Origin of the sequence: Pectobacterium brasiliense, from assembly GCF_016950255.1 — a bacterium.
Classification (GTDB): Bacteria; Pseudomonadota; Gammaproteobacteria; order Enterobacterales; family Enterobacteriaceae; genus Pectobacterium; species Pectobacterium brasiliense.
On sequence record NZ_JACGFN010000001.1, the window covers coordinates 2,735,833 to 2,759,687 of the forward strand.

At 53.8% G+C, this 23,855-nt stretch carries 20 protein-coding genes; 8 read left to right on the forward strand and 12 right to left on the reverse strand.

The window, feature by feature from the left end; genetic code table 11:
* Positions 1-89: 89 nt before the first annotated feature.
* From H4F65_RS12135 to aaeX, 4 genes are all read right to left on the reverse strand, one after another.
* Entirely contained in the window at positions 90-1,544 is a 1,455-nt protein-coding gene (locus tag H4F65_RS12135; protein ID WP_010681568.1) for an NAD-dependent succinate-semialdehyde dehydrogenase, read from the reverse strand.
* A 139-nt stretch (positions 1,545-1,683) separates the two neighbouring features.
* A complete protein-coding gene (gene aaeB, locus H4F65_RS12140; RefSeq protein ID WP_373370736.1) occupies positions 1,684-3,645 on the reverse strand; it encodes a p-hydroxybenzoic acid efflux pump subunit AaeB in 1,962 nt (653 codons plus the stop codon).
* Between the two features lie 38 nt (positions 3,646-3,683).
* Positions 3,684-4,649 carry a p-hydroxybenzoic acid efflux pump subunit AaeA gene (gene aaeA / locus H4F65_RS12145; RefSeq protein ID WP_010681566.1) on the reverse strand — a complete coding sequence of 322 codons (966 nt, stop codon included), beginning with the start codon at positions 4,647-4,649 and terminating at the stop codon, positions 3,684-3,686.
* A 7-nt stretch (positions 4,650-4,656) separates the two neighbouring features.
* Complete coding sequence (aaeX, locus tag H4F65_RS12150; protein ID WP_010681565.1) at positions 4,657-4,860, reverse strand: p-hydroxybenzoic acid efflux pump operon protein AaeX; 204 nt, start codon at positions 4,858-4,860, stop codon at positions 4,657-4,659.
* Positions 4,861-5,194: 334 nt separating this feature from the next.
* On the opposite strand from aaeX, the gene aaeR reads away from it, so the two are divergent.
* From aaeR to H4F65_RS12165, 3 genes are all read left to right on the forward strand, one after another.
* Positions 5,195-6,130: an HTH-type transcriptional activator AaeR gene (gene aaeR / locus H4F65_RS12155; protein WP_039313788.1), complete on the forward strand. Its 936-nt coding sequence runs from the start codon at positions 5,195-5,197 to the stop codon at positions 6,128-6,130.
* Between the two features lie 151 nt (positions 6,131-6,281).
* Positions 6,282-6,578, forward strand: coding sequence for a hypothetical protein (locus H4F65_RS12160; RefSeq protein WP_072014187.1), 297 nt, complete (start codon positions 6,282-6,284; stop codon positions 6,576-6,578).
* A gap of 9 nt (positions 6,579-6,587) precedes the next feature.
* Positions 6,588-7,181 carry a hypothetical protein gene (locus H4F65_RS12165; protein WP_010681563.1) on the forward strand — a complete coding sequence of 198 codons (594 nt, stop codon included), beginning with the start codon at positions 6,588-6,590 and terminating at the stop codon, positions 7,179-7,181.
* Between the two features lie 84 nt (positions 7,182-7,265).
* On the opposite strand, the gene tldD is transcribed toward H4F65_RS12165, so the two are convergent.
* The 8 genes from tldD to csrD all read right to left on the reverse strand — a co-directional run bounded on the left by tldD (position 7,266) and on the right by csrD (position 19,640).
* Complete coding sequence (tldD, locus tag H4F65_RS12170; RefSeq protein ID WP_010681562.1) at positions 7,266-8,711, reverse strand: metalloprotease TldD; 1,446 nt, start codon at positions 8,709-8,711, stop codon at positions 7,266-7,268.
* 56 nt (positions 8,712-8,767) lie between these two features.
* Positions 8,768-12,598 carry an AsmA2 domain-containing protein YhdP gene (yhdP, locus tag H4F65_RS12175; RefSeq protein ID WP_039319012.1) on the reverse strand — a complete coding sequence of 1,277 codons (3,831 nt, stop codon included), beginning with the start codon at positions 12,596-12,598 and terminating at the stop codon, positions 8,768-8,770.
* A 41-nt stretch (positions 12,599-12,639) separates the two neighbouring features.
* Positions 12,640-14,109 carry a ribonuclease G gene (gene rng, locus H4F65_RS12180; protein WP_010681560.1) on the reverse strand — a complete coding sequence of 490 codons (1,470 nt, stop codon included), beginning with the start codon at positions 14,107-14,109 and terminating at the stop codon, positions 12,640-12,642.
* On the reverse strand, positions 14,099-14,692 hold the full coding sequence (locus H4F65_RS12185) for a Maf family protein (protein ID WP_010681559.1): 594 nt from the start codon (positions 14,690-14,692) through the stop codon (positions 14,099-14,101). Before H4F65_RS12185 ends, rng begins: the two co-directional genes overlap by 11 nt.
* A gap of 8 nt (positions 14,693-14,700) precedes the next feature.
* Complete coding sequence (mreD, locus tag H4F65_RS12190; RefSeq protein WP_010300327.1) at positions 14,701-15,189, reverse strand: rod shape-determining protein MreD; 489 nt, start codon at positions 15,187-15,189, stop codon at positions 14,701-14,703.
* A complete protein-coding gene (gene mreC / locus H4F65_RS12195) occupies positions 15,186-16,169 on the reverse strand; it encodes a rod shape-determining protein MreC (RefSeq protein WP_010681557.1) in 984 nt (327 codons plus the stop codon). Before mreC ends, mreD begins: the two co-directional genes overlap by 4 nt.
* A 173-nt stretch (positions 16,170-16,342) precedes the next feature.
* Positions 16,343-17,386 (reverse strand): rod shape-determining protein MreB, encoded by a 1,044-nt coding sequence (gene mreB / locus H4F65_RS12200; protein ID WP_010300322.1) that lies wholly within the window; start codon positions 17,384-17,386, stop codon positions 16,343-16,345.
* 316 nt (positions 17,387-17,702) lie between these two features.
* Positions 17,703-19,640, reverse strand: coding sequence for an RNase E specificity factor CsrD (csrD, locus tag H4F65_RS12205; protein WP_039313803.1), 1,938 nt, complete (start codon positions 19,638-19,640; stop codon positions 17,703-17,705).
* Between the two features lie 178 nt (positions 19,641-19,818).
* On the opposite strand from csrD, the gene acuI reads away from it, so the two are divergent.
* The 5 genes from acuI to accB all read left to right on the forward strand — a co-directional run bounded on the left by acuI (position 19,819) and on the right by accB (position 23,845).
* Positions 19,819-20,796: an acrylyl-CoA reductase (NADPH) gene (gene acuI / locus H4F65_RS12210; RefSeq protein WP_010681555.1), complete on the forward strand. Its 978-nt coding sequence runs from the start codon at positions 19,819-19,821 to the stop codon at positions 20,794-20,796.
* 170 nt (positions 20,797-20,966) lie between these two features.
* The gene (msrP, locus tag H4F65_RS12215; protein ID WP_010681554.1) at positions 20,967-21,968 is read left to right on the forward strand and encodes a protein-methionine-sulfoxide reductase catalytic subunit MsrP; all 1,002 of its coding nucleotides are present in this window, start codon (positions 20,967-20,969) and stop codon (positions 21,966-21,968) included.
* A gap of 78 nt (positions 21,969-22,046) precedes the next feature.
* Positions 22,047-22,646 carry a protein-methionine-sulfoxide reductase heme-binding subunit MsrQ gene (gene msrQ, locus H4F65_RS12220; protein ID WP_010681553.1) on the forward strand — a complete coding sequence of 200 codons (600 nt, stop codon included), beginning with the start codon at positions 22,047-22,049 and terminating at the stop codon, positions 22,644-22,646.
* A gap of 254 nt (positions 22,647-22,900) precedes the next feature.
* Positions 22,901-23,353, forward strand: coding sequence for a type II 3-dehydroquinate dehydratase (gene aroQ / locus H4F65_RS12225; RefSeq protein WP_010681552.1), 453 nt, complete (start codon positions 22,901-22,903; stop codon positions 23,351-23,353).
* A 24-nt stretch (positions 23,354-23,377) separates the two neighbouring features.
* Positions 23,378-23,845 (forward strand): acetyl-CoA carboxylase biotin carboxyl carrier protein, encoded by a 468-nt coding sequence (gene accB / locus H4F65_RS12230; RefSeq protein ID WP_010681551.1) that lies wholly within the window; start codon positions 23,378-23,380, stop codon positions 23,843-23,845.
* The last annotated feature ends 10 nt before the right edge of the window (positions 23,846-23,855 follow it).

Genomic DNA, 23,855 nt, shown 5'->3' on the forward strand with positions numbered 1-23,855 from the left:
AGTCTGACTCACTCATCCCACGTATTACCTATCTTGTTTTCCGGTATTCAATCGGATTCGATCAATGCCGATCGCAACATCCCTTCAGATCACAACCCGCCCAAATGCCAGGTTTTCACTTCCAGAAACTCGTCCAGCCCCAGAACCGAGCCTTCGCGACCTAATCCTGACTCTTTCACACCGCCGAAGGGAGCTAATTCGGTTGAAACCGCGCATTCGTTAATACCAATCATGCCGCTCTCCAGCGCTTCAGCCACGCGGAACACACGCTGCAAATTCTGGCTGTAGAAGTAGGCGGCCAGCCCAAACGGCGTATTGTTGGCGCGCTGAATCACCTCTTCTTCCGTTTTGAAGCGGAAACAGGGAGCAACCGGACCAAACGTTTCTTCCTGCGCCAGCAGCATCGCTTCGTTAGCATCAACAATCACCGTTGGCTCAAAGAAGCTATGGCCCAGCTTGTGCCGTTTACCACCGACAACCGCCTTGCCTCCCTTTTCCACCGCGTCATTGACGTGCTTTTCCACCTTCTCGACCGCAGCATCATCAATCAGCGGACCGAGCACGACGCCGTCATCCATACCGTTGCCGACCTTCAGCTTCTTCACTTCTTCTGCGAGCAGAGAGACAAACTCATCGTAGACGCCGTCCTGAATATAAAACCGGTTGGCGCTAACACAAACCTGACCTGCGTTACGGAAACGGTTAGCTATCGCACCTTTTACTGCGGCCTGAATATCTGCGTCATCAAACACGATATAAGGCGCGTTGCCGCCCAGCTCCATCGACACTTTCTTCATAGTCTCTGCGGCATTGCGCACCAGCGTTTTCCCTACTTCAGTCGAACCAGTGAAGGAAATTTTGCGCACTTTATCGCTCGCCATGACGGTATCGCTGATCGCCTGCGTGTCGCCCGCCACGCCGTTGAGTACACCATCCGGCACACCCGCCTGCTGTGCCAATGCCAACAGCGCAAACGCAGACAGCGGCGTGTTGTTGGCGGGTTTTATCACACCGGTACATCCTGCGGCTAGCGCCGGCCCCAGCTTACGCGTCAGCATCGCCAGCGGGAAATTCCACGGTGTAATGGCGACAACGACGCCAACGGGTTCACGCGTGGCGTAAATCTTCGATCCGGGTTTCGCAGGCGGAATAATCTCACCGTTCGCACGCTTGCCCTGCTCAGCAAACCACTGAATGAAATTCGCCGCGTAGACGACTTCACCTTCGGCTTCCTCCACGGGCTTACCCTGCTCGGCGGTCATCAGCTCCGCCAGATAACGTTTATTTTCCAGAATCAGTTCGTACCAGCGATACAGAATTTCAGAACGTTCTTTCGCGGTTTTACGCTTCCAGGCAGGAAACGCGGCATACGCGGCGTCAATCGCCGCCTGCGTCTCTTTCTTTCCCGCTTTCGCCACGCTGGCAATCGACTCGCCCGTCGCCGGATTCACGACCTCAAAGGTAGCGCCGCTCTGCTGCCATTTCCCCGCAGCAAAGTAGCCCGTTTTAAACAGTTCATGATCCTGCAAGTTTTGTCCTGACATCGTGTTACCTCCTGAAAAGGGTCATATTCCATGACGTTATGAGGGAAGCTATAGATCATTCAGTATAGAAGTGATGGGCGAGAGCTGCGGTACTCTCGGATTAATCGTCAGAGTTACCGATCCACCTCGCCCACTGAGGTTAGTTGCTCAGCGCATGCTGATAATCACGCAGGATCCCAGTTAATCGCCCTACAGGCGCTGTCACGCTCGGCGGTAGTTGCTGTTCTGTCAGCATCTGCTGATAGCGTTCAAGCTCGTCCAACAGCTGCGTGAAATAGCGGCTGCGAGTGCTATCGCGTCGGGCCGAAATCACCTGCTCCGCCGTTGCACGAATCTGGCGATGAAAGGCAGAGAGCACCGCGTTTTGCGGAATATCCAGCGTTCTCAGACGCTGGTGCATGATGATCAGCCACAGTGCGAGGCGATATTTGGCAATATCGTCAGGGAAGCGGTTCAGCAGCAGGAACAGCTGTTGATACAGCGCAGGCAGGTGGTTTTCTTTGCGACGCGCTGTGTTGGTCGTCAGCGCCGAGACCGCGCCATACACAAAGCGGTTCAGCAGCGTTCTTCCCGTGTGTGCTTTGGTGTTATCCCGGATCAACAGGATCACCATCAACGCCAGAAAACAACCGATGATCTGGCCGATCGCACTATCCAGAAACTGACTGACGTTGAACGTCATCGGGTTATCTAATACCAGAATATTGATCGTACTGGCCAATGCACCCAGTGAGCCGAGTCGACGTTTTTGCACTTCAAGGCCGAGGAAGAAGGCCATTGCTCCCAGACTCAGGCATAGCAACAGCATACTTTGTTGCGTTGACGGCATGATAAACATAAACATCAACGCCCCCAGCGGCAGCGCGTAGATCGTCCCGAAAAGAAAATCCTTCGCCATCATCTGCGGGTTCGGCAACCGCATGGCAAGCGACGTCACCACCGCAATCATCACCATACACACGCTGCCAGAGGTCCAGCCCGTGCTCAGCCAAAATAGGCAGCCCAGCGCCGTCGCCACGCCAGTGCGTAAGCCATTAATCATGGCGTGATGCGTTTCGGCCGATGGCACTTTAATTTCCACCTCGCTGTTAAGCACGTCGGCTTCAATCGTATTGATACGCCCGTTGGTCTGCACGCCCTTCGCCAACAGCAGGTAGCGCGTCGCCGCTCCGACCCAACTGATCAGCATCGGCGGCACGTCACGGCTGTCCGCCGCAATCAGGTGGCGCAATGCTTTCACACGGCAATGCACATCGCGAAACGACTCAACAGGCTGATCCAATACCAGTTTCAGGCTGCTTTTTACGGGAGTCGGGGCGTCCTGCAAAATCAGGTAGGTTTCACACGCCTGTGTAATCATCGTGAGCGATTGCGTATGCAACGACGTTAAGCGGCGATTGCTGTTCTGCCAGCGCGAGGACTCCAACATCAGGCTGCTGCGCATGCCGTTTAGCGCGGTTGTTTTGCGCACCAATGCGTGCCATGCCGCGTCTATCGCGTCTTTCTCCGCCCCGCTCATGCAGAGTTGCAGTAACCGATACTGATCCACCAATAGTTCACCGATACTGCGGTCAACGTCCTGCTTGATCGAGCGCGGCGAGAACAGTAAATCCGCCAGAATCGCACAGACGATGCCCAACACAATCTCGCTACAGCGTTCCACGGCAAACTGCGGCGTCAGCAGCGGTGTACCCTGCGTCGACACAATAATAATCAGTGCGGTATAGCCCGCCAGACCGAACACATAGGCGTTTTCGACTTTAACCAGCGAGGAAACCCAGGTGCAGAAGCCCGCCCAAATACAACACAGCATCAACATCACAACCGGTGCGCGAACGGTAGCAATAATGATGATAAGTGCGCCGATACAGCCGATAAAGGTGCCGACAACACGTAGCATGCCACGGTGGCGAATGGCACCAGAAAATGGCTCACCGCCCGCAGCAAACGCCGGACCAGCAGCGACAATCGCCGCCGTCAGCACCGACCAGCGCGGCGTTTCCAACTGGAGATGGAACCCCAGAAACAGGGACAGCACGATCGCGAAGCTCAGCTTGAAAGCGAAGCGCAAGCGTGCAAACTGTGGCGTCGTAAAGAACATAGGGCCTGTTAGCGACGTAGTTTTCATCATCGCCTCACTTAGCCGAACTCACGCAGACGATACAGGAGACGAATGAGCGGCGAAGGCGCTTTATCATTGTTGACCTGCTCACCGGTGATCACCACGGTGGCCGTGGTGCCAGCCGGGTAGAGGTCGCCCATTTGGCGATCGAGGCGAATTTTTACCGGCACACGCTGCGCCAGACGCACCCACTCCAGATTGGAATCCACGTTCGCCAGGCCTTTACTGTTCGCGCTGTTACTGTTGTTATTCACCCCAGCCGCCACGCTATCAACCGTGCCGTAAAATATCTTTTCGCTACCCAGCGGCGTAATTTCAACACGGTAGCCACGACGCACGCCTTCAAGCTTGGTTTCTTCCATGTACGCCAGCAGATAGAACGAATCCTTCTTCACCAGCGCTACCGCCGTGTTACCTCGTTCAATGAACTCACCGCTCTGCACATGCAGATTGGTCACCCAGCCGTCGGCAGGGGCGCGTACCACGGTGCGTTCCAGCTCCAGTTGCGCCAGTGACAATACCGCCTGCGCTTTAGCAAGCTGGTGCGTGGCGGTTTCCAATGCATTACTGGACTGATCGATATTTTCCTGTGACATCGCACTGATGCCCAGTCGCGCCCGACGTCCTGATTCCCGACGTTTTTCCGTCACCAGCGCCTGATAGTAGGCAACATCGGCTTCCGCCTGCGCCACGGCCTGATGGTAGCGCGGCTGATCGATGACAAACAGCACGTCACCTTTGTTCACCAGCTGATTGTCCGTCACGCGAACATCGCTCAGTAACCCGCTGACGTCCGGCGCGATTGCCACGACATCCGCCGTAAATTTGGCATCACGCGTCCAGGGCGATTCGGTATAGAACGCCCAGACACGAAAAATGGCCACAATCGCACACAGTACAATCACCAGCGTAATGGCCACGCGGCTCAGTTTTTTGATCAGCACGGCCTGCTGTCTAAACAAGGGTAAAAAGAACGCTTTCACAGACACCTCACAGACCGTAACGGAACAGTAAATAAAACAGACAGCAGAACAGCGCGCTGTTAAACAGCGCAGGATGCCAGACAAAGTCATAGATCCCCGTCGGTTGCAGCAGGCGATTCACGACAAAAAACAGGGTCAGCGATACCAGCAAGATAAAAAATACGGGGGGAAATGACAGCCCGAACAACACCATAACCGGGAGTGAACTCATCCTCTTTTCCTTTTTCTATTAGAGAGCGGTAACGAGCAGGTGCGCTACCGAGTGGTAAATTATGTCGTCTGGCGCGGCCTTTCAGCACCGACAACAGAGCCTCATCCCGCAGGCGAGTAGCCAACGGATGGAATAGCGTTAAACTGATGAATAGCGATGTCAGCAAGGACTGACTAACGATGGGAAATCAGCGTATTACTCTAATTGAGTAAATAAACACAATCATTGAATGGCTCTGTTCTGCCCAGAACCACCGGATAGGCTATATTATGGATGCTTATTATCACCTTATCTACATAGTGTGATCTAAATCACTTTTAAGCCAGAGTGAATAATGGAAAGACTAAAGAGTATGTCGGTGTTTGCCCGCGTAGTGGAATTTGGTTCTTTTACCGCTGCAGCCCGTCAGTTACAGATGAGCGTATCCGCCGTCAGCCAGACCGTTACCAAGCTTGAAGATGAGCTACAGATTAAGCTGCTTAATCGCAGTACGCGCAGCATTGGTTTGACCGAAGCCGGGAAAATTTACTACCACGGCTGTCGCCGGATGCTACATGAGGCGCATGAGGTCCATGAGCAGCTTTATGCCTTCAACAACACGCCGATCGGCACGCTGCGCATCGGCAGTTCTTCTACGATGGCGCAGAATGTATTGTCCACCATGACTGCCGCCATGCTGAAGGAATATCCTGGTTTGTCCGTCAATCTGGTCACCGGAATTCCCGCTCCCGATCTGATTGCCGACGGGCTGGATATCGTTATCCGCGTCGGCGCGCTACAGGATTCCAGCCTGTTCTCGAAACGCTTAGGCTCGATGCCGATGGTGGTCTGTGCCGCAAAAAGCTATCTGGTACAGCACGGCACGCCGGATAAACCGGCAGATATGGTGAATTTTTCCTGGCTGGAATACAGCGTACGGCCCGACAGCGAATTCGAGCTGATCGCTCCGGAAGGCATTTCGACCCGTGTCACGCCACAAGGGCGCTTTGTCACTAACGACCCACAAACGCTGGTGCGTTGGCTTAAGACCGGCGCGGGTATCGCGTACGTGCCGCTCATGTGGGTGGTCGACGAAATTAACCGCGGTGAAATCGAGATTCTGTTCAACCGCTACCACTCCGATCCGCGCCCGGTCTACGCGCTCTACACCCGCAAAGACAACCTGCCGCTGAAAGTACAAGTCTGCATTAACTACATGACGGAATACTTCAAAAACGTCGCCCTGACATATCAGGGCTATCGGCAGGATCATAGCGAGGAAAAAAGGTAGGCTTTGCAAAGAGGAAAATGCGAGGCGTTTCCCTCTTTCATACAAAATACATCCCGATCCCACCATCCTTGCGTTATATCTCTTCCCTTCGTTCAGGAAAGCAAAATCACATGGATAACGTACGAATAAATTCGTACAATATAGGTGAGAAATGGGATTCAAGGATGCCAAAAAGCAGCTTATTGTCTGTTTGCAGTCAGGTAATGTGCTGCATGAAGCCATAGGGAATATCAGCACGAAGAATTTTCTGGCAACCGGACAAACATCAATAACAGAACTCATTGATATTATTTATCAATCTGCCGGGCCATCTTACTCCTCTTCACCCCACCATTTTGCAGCGCATATTGATGCTCATATCATCCGTTGCCGCTATCGGGGAATACCGTGGTATATCAAATGGTATTTTACCGAGCCGGATTGTGTCTTTATTAGCGTCCACCATTGAGGCGATGACATGAAAATTTTCAAAGTCGGCGATACACAAGCTGCTCTCTGTAACACATGCCAGTCACTTGAAACTGCGACGTTTCGACTTAAAGACGTCCCGTTCAGCGATAATAGCGGCGTGGTGAGACAGGTTTTGGTTGGGGTTTGTGAACGCTGCGGAAATGTTGCCATCATCCCCCATCAATCGACCCCCATGATTAAGAAAGCGCTGGATGTGCAGCGTAAAGCACTGGAAAGTCGAGTGCCCGCGCACATGATAGACATCCTGAATCTGGCAAGTTGCGAATTAGGTGGGGAGCCCGATTTTATTCCCACGCTGATGAAATATTATCTGCACACGCTGGCAGCTGACCACGCAGCGGCAAAAGATATCCCGCGTTTTCTACAAAGTGATTTGGCAAAAGGAAAATCCGAGAAACGTCTTTCGCTTAAAGGCAGGCATGTCGCGACAGATATTGATGCACTAAAAGCCGCGACAAACATCTCCAGCACCACAGATCTGTTAAAAGGCATTGTTCTCAAGATTAAGGAAGACGTTTTGGTACAGCGGGATGAAATACACATCAAGCAGCTCAAATCGATTATTGCCGCGGTGTCCTGATTGTGTGTTCCGCTATATAGCAACCCCTGAAAAAAACCGCGCTAATAAAGCGCGGTCTTAAAGGAACTCAGGACTCAGAGCAAATTACGCAGTGCCGCCGACAGTCAGGCTTTCCAGCTTCAACGTAGGCTGACCCACGCCGACAGGCAGACTTTGCCCCTCTTTGCCGCACACGCCGACGCCTTTATCCAGCGCCAGATCGTTGCCGACCATCGAGATCTGCTGCATCGCTTCAATGCCGGAGCCAATCAGCGTGGCACCTTTGACTGGTGTGGTGATACGACCTTTTTCGATCAGGTAGGCTTCGGATGTCGAGAAGACGAACTTGCCAGAGGTAATATCGACCTGACCGCCGCCAAAGTTTGGCGCATACAGGCCGTATTCGACGCTGGAGATAATCTCTTCCGGCGTGGATTTCCCGGCCAGCATATAGGTGTTCGTCATACGCGGCATCGGCAGATGCGCATAAGATTCGCGACGACCGTTGCCCGTTGGCGCAACGCCCATCAGACGCGCATTCAGCTTGTCCTGCATGTAGCCTTTCAGAATACCGTTTTCGATCAGGACATTGTATTGCCCCGGAACGCCTTCATCATCCATCGAGAGCGAACCACGACGCCCGGTCAGCGTGCCGTCGTCCACCACCGTACACAGCTCTGACGCAACGAGTTTCCCCATCTGCCCGCTGAATACTGACGTACCGCGACGGTTAAAATCACCTTCCAGACCATGACCAACGGCTTCATGCAGTAGCACGCCCGGCCAGCCAGCGCCCAACACCACAGGCATTGGCCCGGCAGGAGCGGCCACCGCCGACAGGTTAACCAGCGCCATCCGCACGGCTTCTTTTGCCCAGGCGTCGACGCGTGCTTCGCCGTCAGCTACTTCCCAGAAATAGTCATAGCCGCCACGCATGCCGCCGCCGCTGGAACCGCGTTCACGTTTACCCTCAGATTCGACCAACACGCTGATCGACAAGCGAACCAGCGGGCGTACATCCGCCGCCAGCGTACCGTCCGTCGCTGCCACCAGCACCAGCTCATACACGCCGGTCAGGCTGGCTGACACTTCCTGTACGCGCGCATCTGCGGCACGCGCGACCGTGTCGGCACGCTGCAACAGCGCAATTTTGTCCTCACGCGTCAGGCTATCCAGCGGGTTCAACGTGGGATAAAGCGCATTATGCGATACCGCTCCCAACGTGTGCGCAGTCCCTGTGCCTTGTTCCCGCACAATGCTGCGTGCAGCCTGCGCGCTCTGATGCAATGCGTTCAGCGTGATCTGATCGGCATAAGCAAACCCGGTCTTTTCACCGTCAATCGCACGGATACCCACGCCCTGATCGATATTGTAAGAACCGTCTTTAATGATGCGATCTTCCAGTACCCAGGACTCATGGTAGCTGGACTGGAAATAGAGATCGGCATAGTCCAGTCGACGCTCATTAAGCGACCCCAGCACAGCGGCAAGATCGTCAAGATTCAATTTGTTGGCGGTGAGTAACTGCTCACTGACAAACGAAAGGCTCATAGTTTTTCACTCTTTATCAGATAATCGGCTGAGTACGCTGCGCTGCCCCAACGGCATTATTCGCCTTTCTTCTTGTTCGGCTCACGCAGCACTTCCTGAATCTTTGGCTGATCGAGGCTACCGGAAATCTGGTAGCGAATCAGCGAAATCTTGTTCCATAGCGGTGCCAACACTTTACTGGCAGCAAACACCGCGGCCCCGACAACCGGGTTAACGGCAAATGCGGTCGCCACCCCCACCGTCGCGGAAATTTCCGGGGCGATAACCGCTTCCATATTGACCTGTCGTTTAGCGAGATCGAGATCGCCTTTTATCGCGATATCGGCCTCCAGCCCGTCGACCAACATATCATCAGTATGCAACACGCCGTCTTTAATCCATGCCGTGTTGCGAATCGAGTCGAAGTAAAATCCGCGACCAAACGTATCGCTAAAATCGAACCGCAGCTTACGCATCAGCGCATCGAAGCTCAATAAACGCAGCAATTGACCCGCCTGACCCGCGCCCACTTCGGCAATTTCACCTTTACCAATGCGCGTGTGCAATATTCCGCTCAGGCTGGCAATATCCGGTGCCCAAGGGGTACCGCGCCAGTACAGATCGTAGTCCACATCGAAAGAACCGGCCTTCAACGGTGAATCAACGCCAAACCAGTTAGCGTTCTGTTCCAGACTATCTCCCGTCAGACGGCCTTTTAGCGCCGTCCGCACGCCTTCCGCGTTTTCCTGCCAGGAACCGTTTACCGTCAGACGGGCTTTGCCCGTATCAATGATACCGTCTGCCAGCGTTAATTTTTCCTTTTCTGGCAGCAGCGTCCCCTGAATACGTCCCATATTCTGCCCGATAATCCAGCACTGCCGACAGTTAACCGCCAGCGACGGCCAGTCTTCAAAGCTGATACTCGGGTCGTTTAGCGGTGATTTTTTCTCTGCTAATGCCACCGGGTTGGTCGCTTCATTCCCTTTCCACTGAGGATTGTAGTAGAGATAATTGATGTCGCTGCGCCACATGCCACGATTGGGTATCTCAACCGTTCCGTCAATTTCGCGTCCTTTTGCCTGCACTTCACTGCCAGCAAGCGTATTTTTACGCGTGATTTCCAGATCGTGCCACTGTTGTCCCAGCAGCTGTAGCTCAGGCGTCCGCAGCGTCACCGCTTCAGGAAAACGGAAAGTGCTATGCGCTTTTTTCCCTTCCGCCGATGTCGAGGTTCGCAGCGAAGGCAGAAGCCCCAGCCAGCTTTCAGCATCCAGCGGCGGAAGATCGAGCACCAGCGAGGAATCTTCTGGCAATGCAGGTGCCACCGTTGCCCCGTTCTGCCAGCTTGCCCGCGCCAGCGTCACGGTATCGCCTTTCAGCAGCCATTGGCTATTGAAGTGGTTATCCTTACCCAGTCGTCCCTGCATCGCGAAACCATTCAGGTTACCGCTGGCTTTTACCTCCAGCGGCAGGCTCTCGTCAGCGGGTTTACTTAGCGGGTTAGGTAAGTGACTACTTACTTTATTGAGATCAGCCTGTACATCAACATCATACGTTGTTTTACCGGAATACGGCAGGTTGACGGCTACCGTACTCTTCCAGCCAGCCGTGCCGGACAGGGCTTTGCTTGCCGATGCCGGTAAACCGGGCAAGAGCGCAGGCTGCCAGTCGCCCTGCAAGCCAACATTCACCAGAAAAGCCTTCGCTTGCTCTTCCGTCGTGAAATTGACCGTCATCGGCTGATTCATCCAGTTCGCCTGAAGCGTGTCACTGCGTAAGTTGCCGTTTTCATAGCGGAACTTACCGGTGAGATTCTTAATCGTGGTATCCAGCGGCTTGATGTAGAGGCTGTTATTGTTCAGCGCGATATCACCACTGGCGCGGACATCATCACCAGCAAGCGGAATATCCAGATGCAGTGTGCCTTTCACCGGCCCGCCAATTTTCAGCTCATCTAGCGCCGCACCCAGCGAGGATTTCAGCGGCGTCTGATTAAAATAGTTCCCCACTTCCGGCCCCGGGCCGTCCAGTTCACCATCGACGAGCAGCATCTCTTTTTCATAATCGGGAATGACCGCGCTAATGTTTTTGCCTTCCACCTTGCCCAGCCAGGTTTGCGGTGCAAACATCCACAGGCCGTTGTTGGCAAAGTCCAGATTGATATCCAGCGGCGTCAGCGCAGGCCAGCCCGGCTGAAATTCGAAGGTGGCCTCTTTAACCGGCACCCAGACTTCAAACTGGCCTTCGTTGTGCGTATACGGGAAATGCTGCGGATTCCCAGCAAAGATCAGCGTGGCGTTATCGACACGGCCGCCTTTCAGCGCACCGCTCAGATAGTCCACCAGCTCGGTGCCCATAAACAGTTCAGGATAATAGCGCCAGGCATCCGCCGCATCGGTCAGCCGAATGCCCGCCAGAATATCCAGCTTCGGCTCCTGCTTAGCGGGCTGTTCATAGCGGAAATCGCCGTTAGCCCATAACGATTTCGCCTGCACATCCAGCCCGTGACTCCAGAGCGCCAGACCCTGTGCATCATTACGCCAGTCAATCGTGCCGCTGGCCTGCTTGATTTCCAGCGGCGCACGGAACATATCCACATAGGGCAGCGTGCTCTGTTTTAATTCGACGCTGACCTGACCACGCTCGGCGCTGCCGCGGGCAGAACCAGAGAAATGATCGACCCCCGGCAGTAATTTCCACTGCTTCCAGCTCACATCCTGCCAGTTGGCCTGAAAGCGGGTTCGCTCCGGTTGTTGCAGAGGGATATCGACAACAACGGTATTCAGTGTGCCCGTCGGTTGCAGTTCATCCCAGCGCGCTTTCAATTCTGGGGTCGTCCCGGACAGCAATGGGAGCAGCGTACTGACCCGCTCCAGCGCCAGATTGCTGGCTCGAACGCGCAGCGCTTCCTGTCGATCGGGCCCTAACATGTGTTCATTCTTTGGCAGCCAGAGAGCAGAGAGCTGACCTTTCGGCCAGGCAACACCATCCGTTGCCAGATTCAACTCAGGCACATCGACCTGCCAGCCATTTTCCTGACGACTGACGTGCAGCGTCATGTCATCCACATTCAGGCGATGCGCATCGCTGCCTTCACCCCAATTGGCCGTTCCGTGATTGAGGAACACATCACCGCTGTGGATATCGCCGTCACGGACGTTCAACCAGGCTGCCAGACTAAAATCGGCACTTTCCAGCCCGGTCGTGTTTTTCATCCAGCGGCTGAGCCAGGGCTTCATATCGATATTGTCAGCCTGCAGGTAGAACGTGCCGTTGCTGAGCAACCCCTGATCGTCGTGCAAGTCCATACGCATCTGCACGACGCCGTGCTGACCATTAAAACTCGACAGGCTGATCAAGCCTTCTGCCCGGTGGCGCTTCTCGGAATTCAGCCAGGTCAGTTGCGGGATGCTCAGCTCCGCGCGGGAACCGGAAGGGGTAAGAAAGGTAATGTGGCTATCACGCAGGTCAAAGTGGTCAAACTGACGCAGGAAAAGATCGCTGACCTTCCCTGACTCCAGCAGTTTGCTATCCTGCTGCTGCCCGGTAAATTGGCTATTAATATCCAGTTTTAATTGGTGAAACGTGAGATCGCGAAACTGCCAGCGCCCGTGCAGCAGCGACTGCCACACATCCAGCGCCAGCGTAATGCGGTCAACCTGCCAGTCCGATTCCGGCAGGGACGTGCGAAGCTTTTCAATTTCCAGCGTGGGGCCAAAGGACTCCCAGCGCCCCGTCATCGAGCCGATTTCTAACGGAACACCGGCAGCAGACTGCGCCCAGGCCACCAGCTGTGGCCGGAAGTGATCGAGCTGTGGCAGCACCAGTCTTAAGCCGCTGACTAACAGCGCTACCATCACGACAAGAGTGGCACCCGTGATGATGAGTATTCCGGGCAGTCGCCTCACTAATTTCTCCTTCTTTCGTCGCCGACGACGAGCGCACGAATTTACATCATGACAACGTCAAACTGCTCCTGGCTATACAGGGGTTCGATTTGTACTTTGACCTGTTTGCCGACGAAAATCTCAACCTCAGCTAACGCGTGCGACTCTTCACTTCTCAGCGCTTCCCCGACTGCCGGTGAGGCATAGACCAGGAAACGATCGGTGTCATAAGCGTGGTGGACACGCACGATTTCACGCATGATTTCATAGCAGACGCTTTCTACCGTCTTCACCGTGCCACGCCCATGACACGTCGGGCATTCATGACACAGCACGTGTTCGATACTCTCACGCGTGCGTTTGCGCGTCATCTCTACTAATCCTAGTTGAGAGAAGCCGCTAATACTGGTTTTGACCCGATCTTTACTCAGCGCCTGCTCAAGGGAATGCAGCACCCGCCGACGGTGATCCTCATTATTCATATCGATGAAGTCGATAATGATGATGCCACCGAGGTTACGCAGACGCAGCTGTCGTGCAATCGCCTGCGTCGCTTCCGTATTGGTATTGAAAATGGTTTCATCCAGATTGCGGTGGCCGACGAATGCTCCCGTGTTGATGTCGACGGTCGTCATCGCTTCGGTCTGATCGATGATCAAATAGCCACCGGATTTCAGTTCAACCTTTCTGTCCAGCGAGCGCTGAATCTCATTTTCCACGTCAAACAGGTCAAAAATAGGCTGTTTACCCGCATAGTGTTCAAGTTTGCGGGTCATCTCCGGGATGTATTCGCCGGTAAATTCCAGCAGCGCTTCATACGTCAGTCGGGAGTCAATCCGAATGCGATCCAACGCGGCACCCGCAAAATCACGCAAAATTCGATGGGCGAGCGCCACTTCACCGTAGAGCTTACATTTGGTCTGGTTGCGCTTTTTACGCTCCATCACCTTGCCCCACAGACGCTTCAGGAACGCCGCATCCTGCGAGAGCTCTTCTTCACCAACGCCTTCCGCAGCGGTACGAATGATGAAACCACCGTCATCATCGCAATACTCTGCGACCGTTTTCTTTAAGCGCTCGCGTTCCGCTTCGCTCTCAATCCGCTGCGACACGCCAACGTGCGATGCGCCGGGCATAAACACCAGATAGCGCGACGGCAGCGTGATATCGGTCGTCAGACGTGCGCCTTTGGTTCCCAGCGGGTCTTTGACCACCTGCACCATGAGATCCTGCCCCTGGCGCACCAGTTCAGCGATATCACGGACGTGAAAATTCTTCTGTTCATCACCAGCAACGCATTCGGTGTGCGGCATGATATCGGACGCGTGCAGGAATGCCGCTTTATCCAGACCGATATCCACAAACGCCGCCTGCATGCCCGGCAGGACGCGACTCACGCGGCCTTTATAAATGTTGCCGACAATGCCGCGCTTCGCATCACGCTCAATATGAATTTCTTGCAGAATGCCGCCGTCGATATAGGCAACGCGCGTTTCTGACGGTGTAACGTTTACCAGTAACTCAGCAGTCATGTTTTCCTCTTGCACTCCGCAACGCAGCAAAATTACTGAATAGCTCATGGGTTTCTACCAGCGGCAGCCCAACCACCGCGTAATAGCTCCCGTTAAGCGACCGGACAAAGCATCCACCTTTGCCCTGAATACCGTAAGCCCCGGCTTTATCCATCGGTTCGCCACTGGCGATATACCGTTCGATATCCTGCTGCGAGAGCGGACGGAAGACGACATCGGTTACTACCAGACAGCTCAATACATCGTCTTTATCTGCCAGCGCGACGGCTGTCATCACCTGATGTGGTTTTCCGGACAGCTGCCTCAGCATCTCTGCCGCATGGGCTTCATCCTGTGGTTTTTCCAATACCTGACCGTTCAGTACCACAATGGTGTCGGCACCCAGAACCGGTAAATCAGACGGTGCCGCCACGACACCCGCGGCCGCTTTCTCATGTGCCAGACGCCGGACATAAACTTCCGCTGCCTCCTCCGGTAACCGCTGTTCTTCCACCGCGACATTCAGTACAGAAAAAGGAATATCGAGCTGCGTGAGCAGTTCGCGACGGCGGGGAGAGGCGGATGCCAGATAAAGCTGAGTCATGAATCACCTTATTGCACAGTAAACTGACGACGAATTTTACGCATCAGCAGGAACAGCCACGGCCAGAGTACGCCATCAACGACGCTATTCCAGAATGTTTCCGGTCGGAAAGAGACATTAATAACTAAAAATTCTGCCCAGAATACCGTGAGGTCCATCAGCAGCGACAACAACATGACGATTAACGCCTGCTGCCAGAGCGCCATATTTCGGAATAGCTGGAATTTAAAGGCGACCAGATAAGCCACAATGCTCAACGCCAGCGCCCGTACTCCCAGTGTAGACCCAAGAATCAAGTCCATAATCAGACCTAATATAAATCCTGTGCCGACATTCACCCGATGTGGCAATGCCATCACCCAATAAATGAGAAACAGCGTCAGCCAGGAGGGGCGAAACATGTAGATTTCATCCGGCCACGGCATAATCTGCAAAACCATAGCGATCAGAAAAGAAAGCCAGATAATCCAGTTGCCATGCCTGCGATAACGATTCATTGGCGGCCTCTTTGCGGCTCGGCGGTGGGCGCAGCGGTATCAGGAGGAAGCGGGGGTCCCATGTCATCAGGCGACGGTAAAACCTGCGGCATCATCTGCATCAGACGTTCATTGGCAACCCGATGGACTTCCGCTGGCGGCAACGCTGTATTGGAGTTATTTTCCACGCCCCACAGTAAGAGCAGATAGCGCAGACGCTGTAGCCCCGCAGTCGGACGTGCCTGAATAATCGTATAGGCTCGCTGTGTATCGGCCTTGACCGATGACACAACACCAACGGGATACCCTTCGGGGAAGCGACCGCCCAGACCCGATGTGACCAGTACGTCACCTACTCGGATATCGGTATTGTTAGGCAAGTGTTCGAGTTGCAGATCGTCGGCGCAGCCATTGCCGGCAGCAATCACGCGGATATCATTGCGTAGCACCTGAATCGGCAACGCGTGGGAAACATCACAAATCAACAAAACCCGGCTGGTAAACTGACCAACCGCCACAACCTGACCCACCACGCCTTTATCGCTGATGACCGGTTGCCCTTCATACACGCCGTTCGCCTGACCTTTATCAATCACCACCTGATCGCTATAAGGGTCGGTTCCGGCGGACATCACCTGCGTCACCATCTTCTGCTCATCCTGACGCAGCGGTGAGCCAAGCAGTTCACGTAAGCGCGCATTTTCCTGCTTGAACTGGCCTAGTAGCAACAGGTCACTGTTTTTCATCAACAGTTCCTGACGCAGCGCGGTATTTTCAAGGGCTAATTGCTCACGGGTTGCCAGTGAGGCAGACATATTGTCCAGAACCTGACGGGGCCCATTCGCCAGAAAATAGAATGGACTGACGGAGGTGTCCATGTACGTTCTGATTTTGACGAACGAACCGAGCCGACTGTCCGCAACGATCACGACAATCGCGGTAACGACAGCAAGAAAAAGTCGTAATTGCAGGGAAGGCCCCCTGCTAAAAAGCGGCTTCATAAAATTTGCGTATTCCTCGACAGCAACCTCAAATCGCCCCTGGCGATTTTTAACGTCACAAAGCGGTGCCCCATAGGGCGAATTTCATTGCTCAGACAAATAAAAAAGGGGTAACCACGAAAGATGAAAAACGCAGGCGTTCATCCATCCGGTCCCCCCTTTTCCAGACAGGATTACTCCTCGCTGAACAAATCGCCACCGTGCATGTCGATCATTTCCAGCGCCTTGCCGCCACCACGGGCAACACAGGTCAGCGGATCTTCAGCTACCACAACCGGAATACCGGTTTCTTCCATCAGCAAACGATCCAGGTTACGCAGCAGCGCACCGCCGCCGGTTAACACCATACCGCGCTCGGAAATGTCGGAGGCCAGTTCAGGTGGACACTGTTCCAACGCCGCCATGACCGCACTGACGATACCCGTCAACGGCTCTTGCAGCGCTTCCAGAATTTCGTTGGAGTTCAGCGTGAACCCACGCGGTACACCTTCAGCAAGGTTACGGCCGCGCACTTCAATCTCAAGCACTTCGTCACCCGGATAAGCGGAGCCGATTTCATGCTTGATACGTTCTGCCGTCGCTTCACCAATCAGTGAACCGTAGTTACGACGAACGTAGTTGATGATCGCTTCATCAAAGCGGTCACCACCAATACGTACAGAAGAGGAGTACACCACGCCGTTCAGCGAGATCACCGCGACTTCCGTGGTACCACCACCGATATCCACCACCATGGAACCGGTCGCTTCGGATACTGGCATGCCAGCACCAATCGCAGCCGCCATCGGCTCTTCGATCAGGAACACTTCGCGGGCACCAGCACCCAGCGCGGATTCGCGAATGGCACGACGCTCAACCTGCGTTGCACCTACTGGTACACATACCAGCACGCGCGGGCTTGGACGCATAAAGCTGTCGCTATGCACTTGTTTGATGAAGTGCTGCAACATTTTTTCTGTGACCTGGAAATCGGCAATCACACCGTCTTTCATTGGGCGAATCGCCACGATATTCCCAGGCGTTCTGCCCAGCATCTGCTTAGCGTCATGGCCGACTGCCGCCACGCTCTTTTGAGAACCGGCACGATCCTGACGAATCGCAACCACAGAGGGTTCATTCAGTATGATGCCCTGCCCTTTAACATAAATCAGGGTATTGGCGGTACCCAGGTCGATGGACAAGTCGTTGGAAAACATGCCACGAAATTTCTTAAACATAACTAAAGGATAATCCTGCAAGCTGGGGGCGAAAAATAAATCCGCCTACTTTACCAACCACACGAAGCAGCGACAAGGCACGAAAAGGCTCTGCTTCGGTGAAAAATAAGTCTGAGTTGCGCACGTCGGCGTCAGGGAGAAGGCACGGCATGCTTTCTCCTCAGGCGGCAAGGCATCTTACCACTGTCCACCCGACAGAATTGCGCTAACACAGGACATAAAATCTAACATTTAATCGGATTGCCGCTAACGTAAGCACACACTAACCGATTTAACAACCGCCTCATTCTACGTCAATTTGAACGGGACGTTTATATTAAACACGATGCCGCGGTGAATATTTTTTCAGCTCATCCGTTACAGGGACTGATGCGGCAAAAAAATCGCCTTGCCCACCATAAACGCCCTTGCCCAACAGCATCCGCCACTCCTCTTTGGTTCGCACGCCAGCGGCAAACACCCGCGTTTGCGTCCCTTTACAGGCCTCGGTCAGGCTTTGTACAAACAGCTGATTTTCCGGGCGGCGCTCAAGACTGCGGACCAAACCAGGATGAAGCTTGATGATCTCCACGGGGAGTGACTTGATATACGTCGTACTCACCAGCGTCAACCCCGCCTGCGTAACCGCCAGGCGACAACCTAATCCCAGGATCAAATTGAGAACCGGGCGCAGGCGGCCGATATATTGACAGACATCTGCCTCTGCAAGTTCAAATAAAATGCACTGACGCTGCGTTTTCGGACATTGCAGCAATATTTCTTTTAGCCAGCGCAGGAAAGGCTTTTGCAAAAGTGAGTCCACACTTACCGGTAAAGCCAGTGTTTCTCCCGGCCAGCTCGCTGACAGATCAATAATTCGTGCTACAAGCTGACGATCATAACTTGCTGCCAGCCCCAGTTGCTGAACCAGCGGCATATACTCCGCCGCGAGCAGTTCCTGTTCTCCGTCATAAATCCGACTCATCATTTCGCGATGGTGTACCACGCCCTCTTTTGTCACCGCAGGTTTCTGATACAGCCGTGGGCCACCGCGCGCTAGCGTCTGTTCCAGCAAGGTCCGCCATTTCACGCTACCGCGCCCTTTTTCAGGCACCTGCCTGTCAAACACGCACCAGCTGTTACCGCCCTGCAACACCGCATTACGCGTCGCGTCTTCCACGCTCTCCATCACCTGCTCGGCGCTTTGCCCGCCGCGATAGGCACAAATACCAATGTGGAGAACATCCTCGCGATCGATCAACGGGCAGCTGGGGAGAATATCGATAGACTTCACCAGCTGCGTGGCAATCGCAGTGGCTTCCTTCAGCGTGCTGTGGGGGAGCAATACGGTGAAATCGCTGCTGAAATAACGCGCCAGCAGCGCAGAGGGATAGCGCATGACAAACGTCGATAGCAGATTGACCAGCGTGAACCGGTAATCCTGAATCGCACTGGTATAGCCGTGCGTTTCTTGCAAGGTTTCAAAATCTGGTACGCGAATCATCATGACGACGCCGTGCGTCCCCACTTCTTCGCCATCTTCCAGCTGTGTGGTCAATTGATTATCAAAAAACAGACGATTACTCAGCCCGGTTTCAGCATCCTGCGCAGCGAAAGCACGAATTAACGTATCAACCCGCCCGCGTTCCTCACGCGCTTCCACTAAATCAGACAGCAGTTGATCGAGCGCCCCGCTGGTCTTAACTGGCCATTCACGTACCGAGCCCTGCATAACCGATTCTCGCTCGCCCTTGAGAATACGCTGTGCGCGTTTTTCCAACTCTTCCTGTCCGGCAGCCTGCCGACGCAGCCAGCGAATGGAAAAGTACAGCATAAGGAGCATCAGGCCCGCGGCCAGCAATACCGATAGCGTCGACACCAGAAAACGCGGTAAACCAATCAGCGGGTCGACATATTTCAAAGCGATCGTCATGTTCAAATGATGCATCAGCGGAAATTCGACCTCATGATAGAGGTGCGTACGTTCCCAGCCGGCCTCAGGCAGCTGTATTGAATAGAGGGTCGAATCGTTATCCTGAATATCCAACGCCACAATGCCTGCCGTTTTCATCATTCCCGGCAGCCAATATTGAATATTTTCGGGCGATTGCACTAATAGCGCCTGATCGATACTGGCCGTGACCTCGCGTAGCTGCTGCTCGGTTCGCAACTGGCTATAATAACAGAGGCTAAATATGCTACTGAAAAGCATAAGAAAAATAGCGAGAACCGTCAGCAATACTATGAGTATCGAGAACCTGGTCGTAAATCCCATCCCTGCGTCCTATTCCAAATAATTGTTATTTCTGCGAGTTTGTTGTTTTTTATCAGTTCGCATAGGCCAGCTACATAGTACCTTTTTTAACAAGCAGTACCTTTTAACAAATAGTACCTGTAATAACTATAGTCGTTAATGACTTCCCCATTTTTCATCCTGCTACAGGAGATAGCCCATGCAGGCTTTAGTTCTTGAACAGTCAGACGGACTGACCCACGCTCAGATTCGCGAGATTGACGCCGAGCAGCTTCCCACCGGGGATGTAACTGTTGATATCAACTGGTCCGGCATTAACTATAAAGATGCGCTTGCCATTACCGGCAAAGGCAAAATTATCCGTAACTTCCCGATGGTTCCTGGAATCGACTTCGCAGGAACCGTACGCCACAGCGACAGCGATCGGTTTAGCGTCGGCCAGTCTGTCATCCTGACCGGTTGGGGCGTGGGTGAAAACCACTGGGGCGGATTGGCACAACAGGCTCGCGTGAAGAGCGACTGGCTGGTTCCACTGCCCGCGTCGCTGGATGCGCGCAAGGCCATGATTCTTGGCACAGCAGGCTTTACTGCAATGCTGTGCGTGATGGCGCTGGAAGACGGTGGTATCACCCCGGAAAGCGGCGACATTATCGTGACCGGTGCCAGCGGCGGCGTCGGCAGTACGGCTGTCGCCCTGCTTGCAGAGCTAGGTTATCAGGTCACTGCCGTCAGCGGCCGTGCCGACAACACCGATTATCTGAAAAAGCTGGGTGCCAAACAGGTGTTGGATCGCAGCGAATTCAGCGGAAGCCCTCGCCCACTGGAGAAACAACGTTGGGCTGGCGCGGTGGATACCGTCGGCGATAACGTGTTGGCGACGCTGCTGGCGCAGATGGATTACAACGCGACGGTCGCCGCGTGCGGTCTGGCTGGCGGTGTTGCGCTGCCGACTACCGTGATGCCATTTATTTTACGCAATGTTCGCCTGCAAGGCGTGGATTCCGTGATGGCACCGCTAGCTCGCCGTCAGCAAGCGTGGGAGCGTCTGGCTACCATTCTGCCTGAATCGTTCTATCAACAGGTGACGCAGGAAATCGGGTTGGAAGACGTCCCTGCCACTGCCGCTGCGCTGCTGGAAAATAAAGTCACCGGCCGCACGCTGGTGAAAATCAGCTAACGTCTTTTGTTGACGCACTCAGCCACCTTCGGGTGGCTGTTACACCCTGCAAAAAAGTATTTCATCTCTCTTGTCGCGGTTTCTACCGCAATTAATCTATAACTAAGTGAACGGTAAGCATTAAAAACGCCACTTTGCGTCAACAATAATAATGACTGGCGGGAGTTCACATGCACAAACATCGCAAGTTCACGGAAGCCGACGTTACCCCGGAATCCCTCTTCTATCAGCGTCGGCGCGTCTTAAAAGCGCTGGGTATTTCCGCTGCCGCACTTTCACTGCCATTTTCTGCACAGGCTGACCTGCTGGCCTGGTTTAAAGGCGGTGATAAACCGAAAGCGCCGCCGGGTAAACCGCTCACATTTAGCCAGCCTGCCGACTGGAAACTCGATCTGCCGCTCACGCCGGAAGATAAGGTCACGGGTTATAACAACTTCTATGAATTTGGATTGGATAAAGCCGATCCGGCAGCCAATGCTGGCGGGTTAAAAACTGAAGGCTGGACCGTCAAAATAGACGGCGATGTCGCCAACCCCCTCACGCTGGATATCGACGATTTACTCAAACGTTTTCCACTGGAAGAACGGATCTACCGTTTCCGCTGCGTAGAAGCGTGGTCGATGGTGATTCCGTGGGTCGGGTTTGAGTTAGCTAAACTGATTAAATACGCCGAACCCACCAGTAACGCCCGCTACGTCGCGTTTCAGACGCTTTACGACCCGAAACAGATGCCGGGACAAAAAGATCGCTTCATGGGCGGCGGTCTCGACTATCCCTATGTAGAAGGGTTACGCCTCGATGAAGCCATGAACCCGTTGGCACTGCTGGCCGTCGGCGTTTATGGCAAGACGTTACCGCCGCAGAACGGTGCCCCCATCCGCTTAGTCACGCCATGGAAATACGGCTTCAAGAACATCAAATCTATCGTGCATATCCGGCTTACTCGCGAGCAGCCCCCGTGCACATGGAATCTGGCGGCACCGGATGAATATGGTTTCTATGCCAACGTTAACCCGCATGTGGATCACCCGCGCTGGTCGCAAGCGACAGAACGCGTCATCGGTTCCGGCGGGCTACTTAACGTTGAGCGCCAACCCACGCTGTTGTTCAACGGCTATGCCGATCAGGTCGCCTCGCTGTATCGCGGTCTGAATCTGCGCGACAATTTTTAGTTAACAACACAAAACATCTAGCGAATAACACAAAACTTCTCGCCACCGCCTCCTGTCAGGATAGGAATTTACATCAGCATGAGACTGACGTTACAACACATTACCCGGTTAAAAGTGCTACTCCATCTGGCTGGTTTTCTGCCGCTGCTGTGGCTGATATTGTCCGTTGACCAAGGGTGGTTCAGCGCCGATCCAGCCAAGGATATCCAGCACTTTACCGGAAGAATGGCGCTGAAATTGCTGCTGGCGACGCTGCTGGTTACACCATTAGCACGCTACGGCAAACAGCCGCTGCTTATTCGCTGCCGACGTCTCCTCGGGCTGTGGTGCTTTTTCTGGGCGACGTTACATCTGGTGAGCTATGCGCTGCTGGAGCTGGGCCTGGATCATCTGGCGCTGCTGGGCAAAGAACTGATATCCCGACCGTATTTAACGTTGGGAATCATAAGCTGGCTGATTTTGCTGGCGCTGGCGGTGACATCGCCACAGATAGTGATGCGCAAGTTGGGATCGCAATGGCAAAAACTGCATAATTTCGTCTATTTAGTCGCCATCCTTGCGCCTATCCACTATCTTTGGTCAGTTAAAACGCTCTCACCGCAGCCTATTTTGTATGCGCTCGCGGCGCTGATATTGCTGCTGCTTCGTTATAAGAAATTTCGCCAATGGTGGCGCTAAGCGCCGCAGCAACACAGGAAAAGCCGATAACGGACCGCAGCAAGATTCACGCCTTCTCACGGCCTGGCGCAGGAATATCTCCGCAGATAAGACCAGTATTTAGCTGCGAATTGCCACGATATGGTTATAATGCACGACTTTAATTTCTCGGGCCGGACAATTTGCATCACGAAAGGTGACAAACGAATAGCTTCGCGCTATTTTGTGCGACACGGTTTTGCCAATCTTGGTCAATCGCGGGAGATAGCAGCACAATGGCAGAAAAGTTTCACATTTTGCTCTTGAACGGTCCAAACCTGAATCTGCTAGGAACCCGAGAGCCCGACAAATACGGTAAGACGACGTTAGCAGACATTGTCAGCGAGCTGGAAACACAGGCGCAGGCATTGAACGTGGAGTTTTCCCATCTGCAATCCAATGCGGAACATGTCCTGATCGATACCATCCATCAGGCCAGAGGAAACACAGACTTCATTCTGATTAACCCAGCGGCATTTACCCACACCAGCGTTGCGCTGCGTGATGCCTTGCTGGCCGTCGCGATTCCGTTTATCGAAATTCATCTGTCCAACGTGCACGCACGTGAGCCTTTTCGTCATCATTCCTACCTTTCTGATGTTGCGGTAGGCGTGATATGTGGCCTGGGGGCAGATGGTTATCAGTATGCTTTACAGACGGCGGTAAAACGCCTGTCAACTTCCAATTAAACAAAAGAGTACGGAACCACATCCATGGATATTCGTAAAATCAAAAAACTGATCGAACTGGTTGAAGAGTCCGGCATCGCCGAACTGGAAATTTCTGAAGGTGAAGAATCAGTACGTATCAGTCGTGCCCCAGCAGCGGTTAACTACCCGATGATGCAACAGGCTTACGCTACGCCGATGATGCAGCCACAGCCTGCACTGGCAGCCGCCGTTGCACCAGCGCCAGTGGAAGCTGCAGCAGCACCGGCTGCCATCAGTGGACACATCGTTCGTTCTCCAATGGTTGGAACCTTCTATCGCACCCCAAGCCCGGATGCTAAAGCCTTCGTGGAAGTGGGTCAGCACGTCAATGTTGGCGATACCCTGTGTATCGTCGAAGCCATGAAAATGATGAACCAGATCGAAGCCGACAAATCAGGCGTGGTTAAAGCCATCCTGGTCGAAAGCGGTCAGCCGGTTGAATTTGACGAGCCACTGGTTGTCATCGAATAACGAGGCTTAT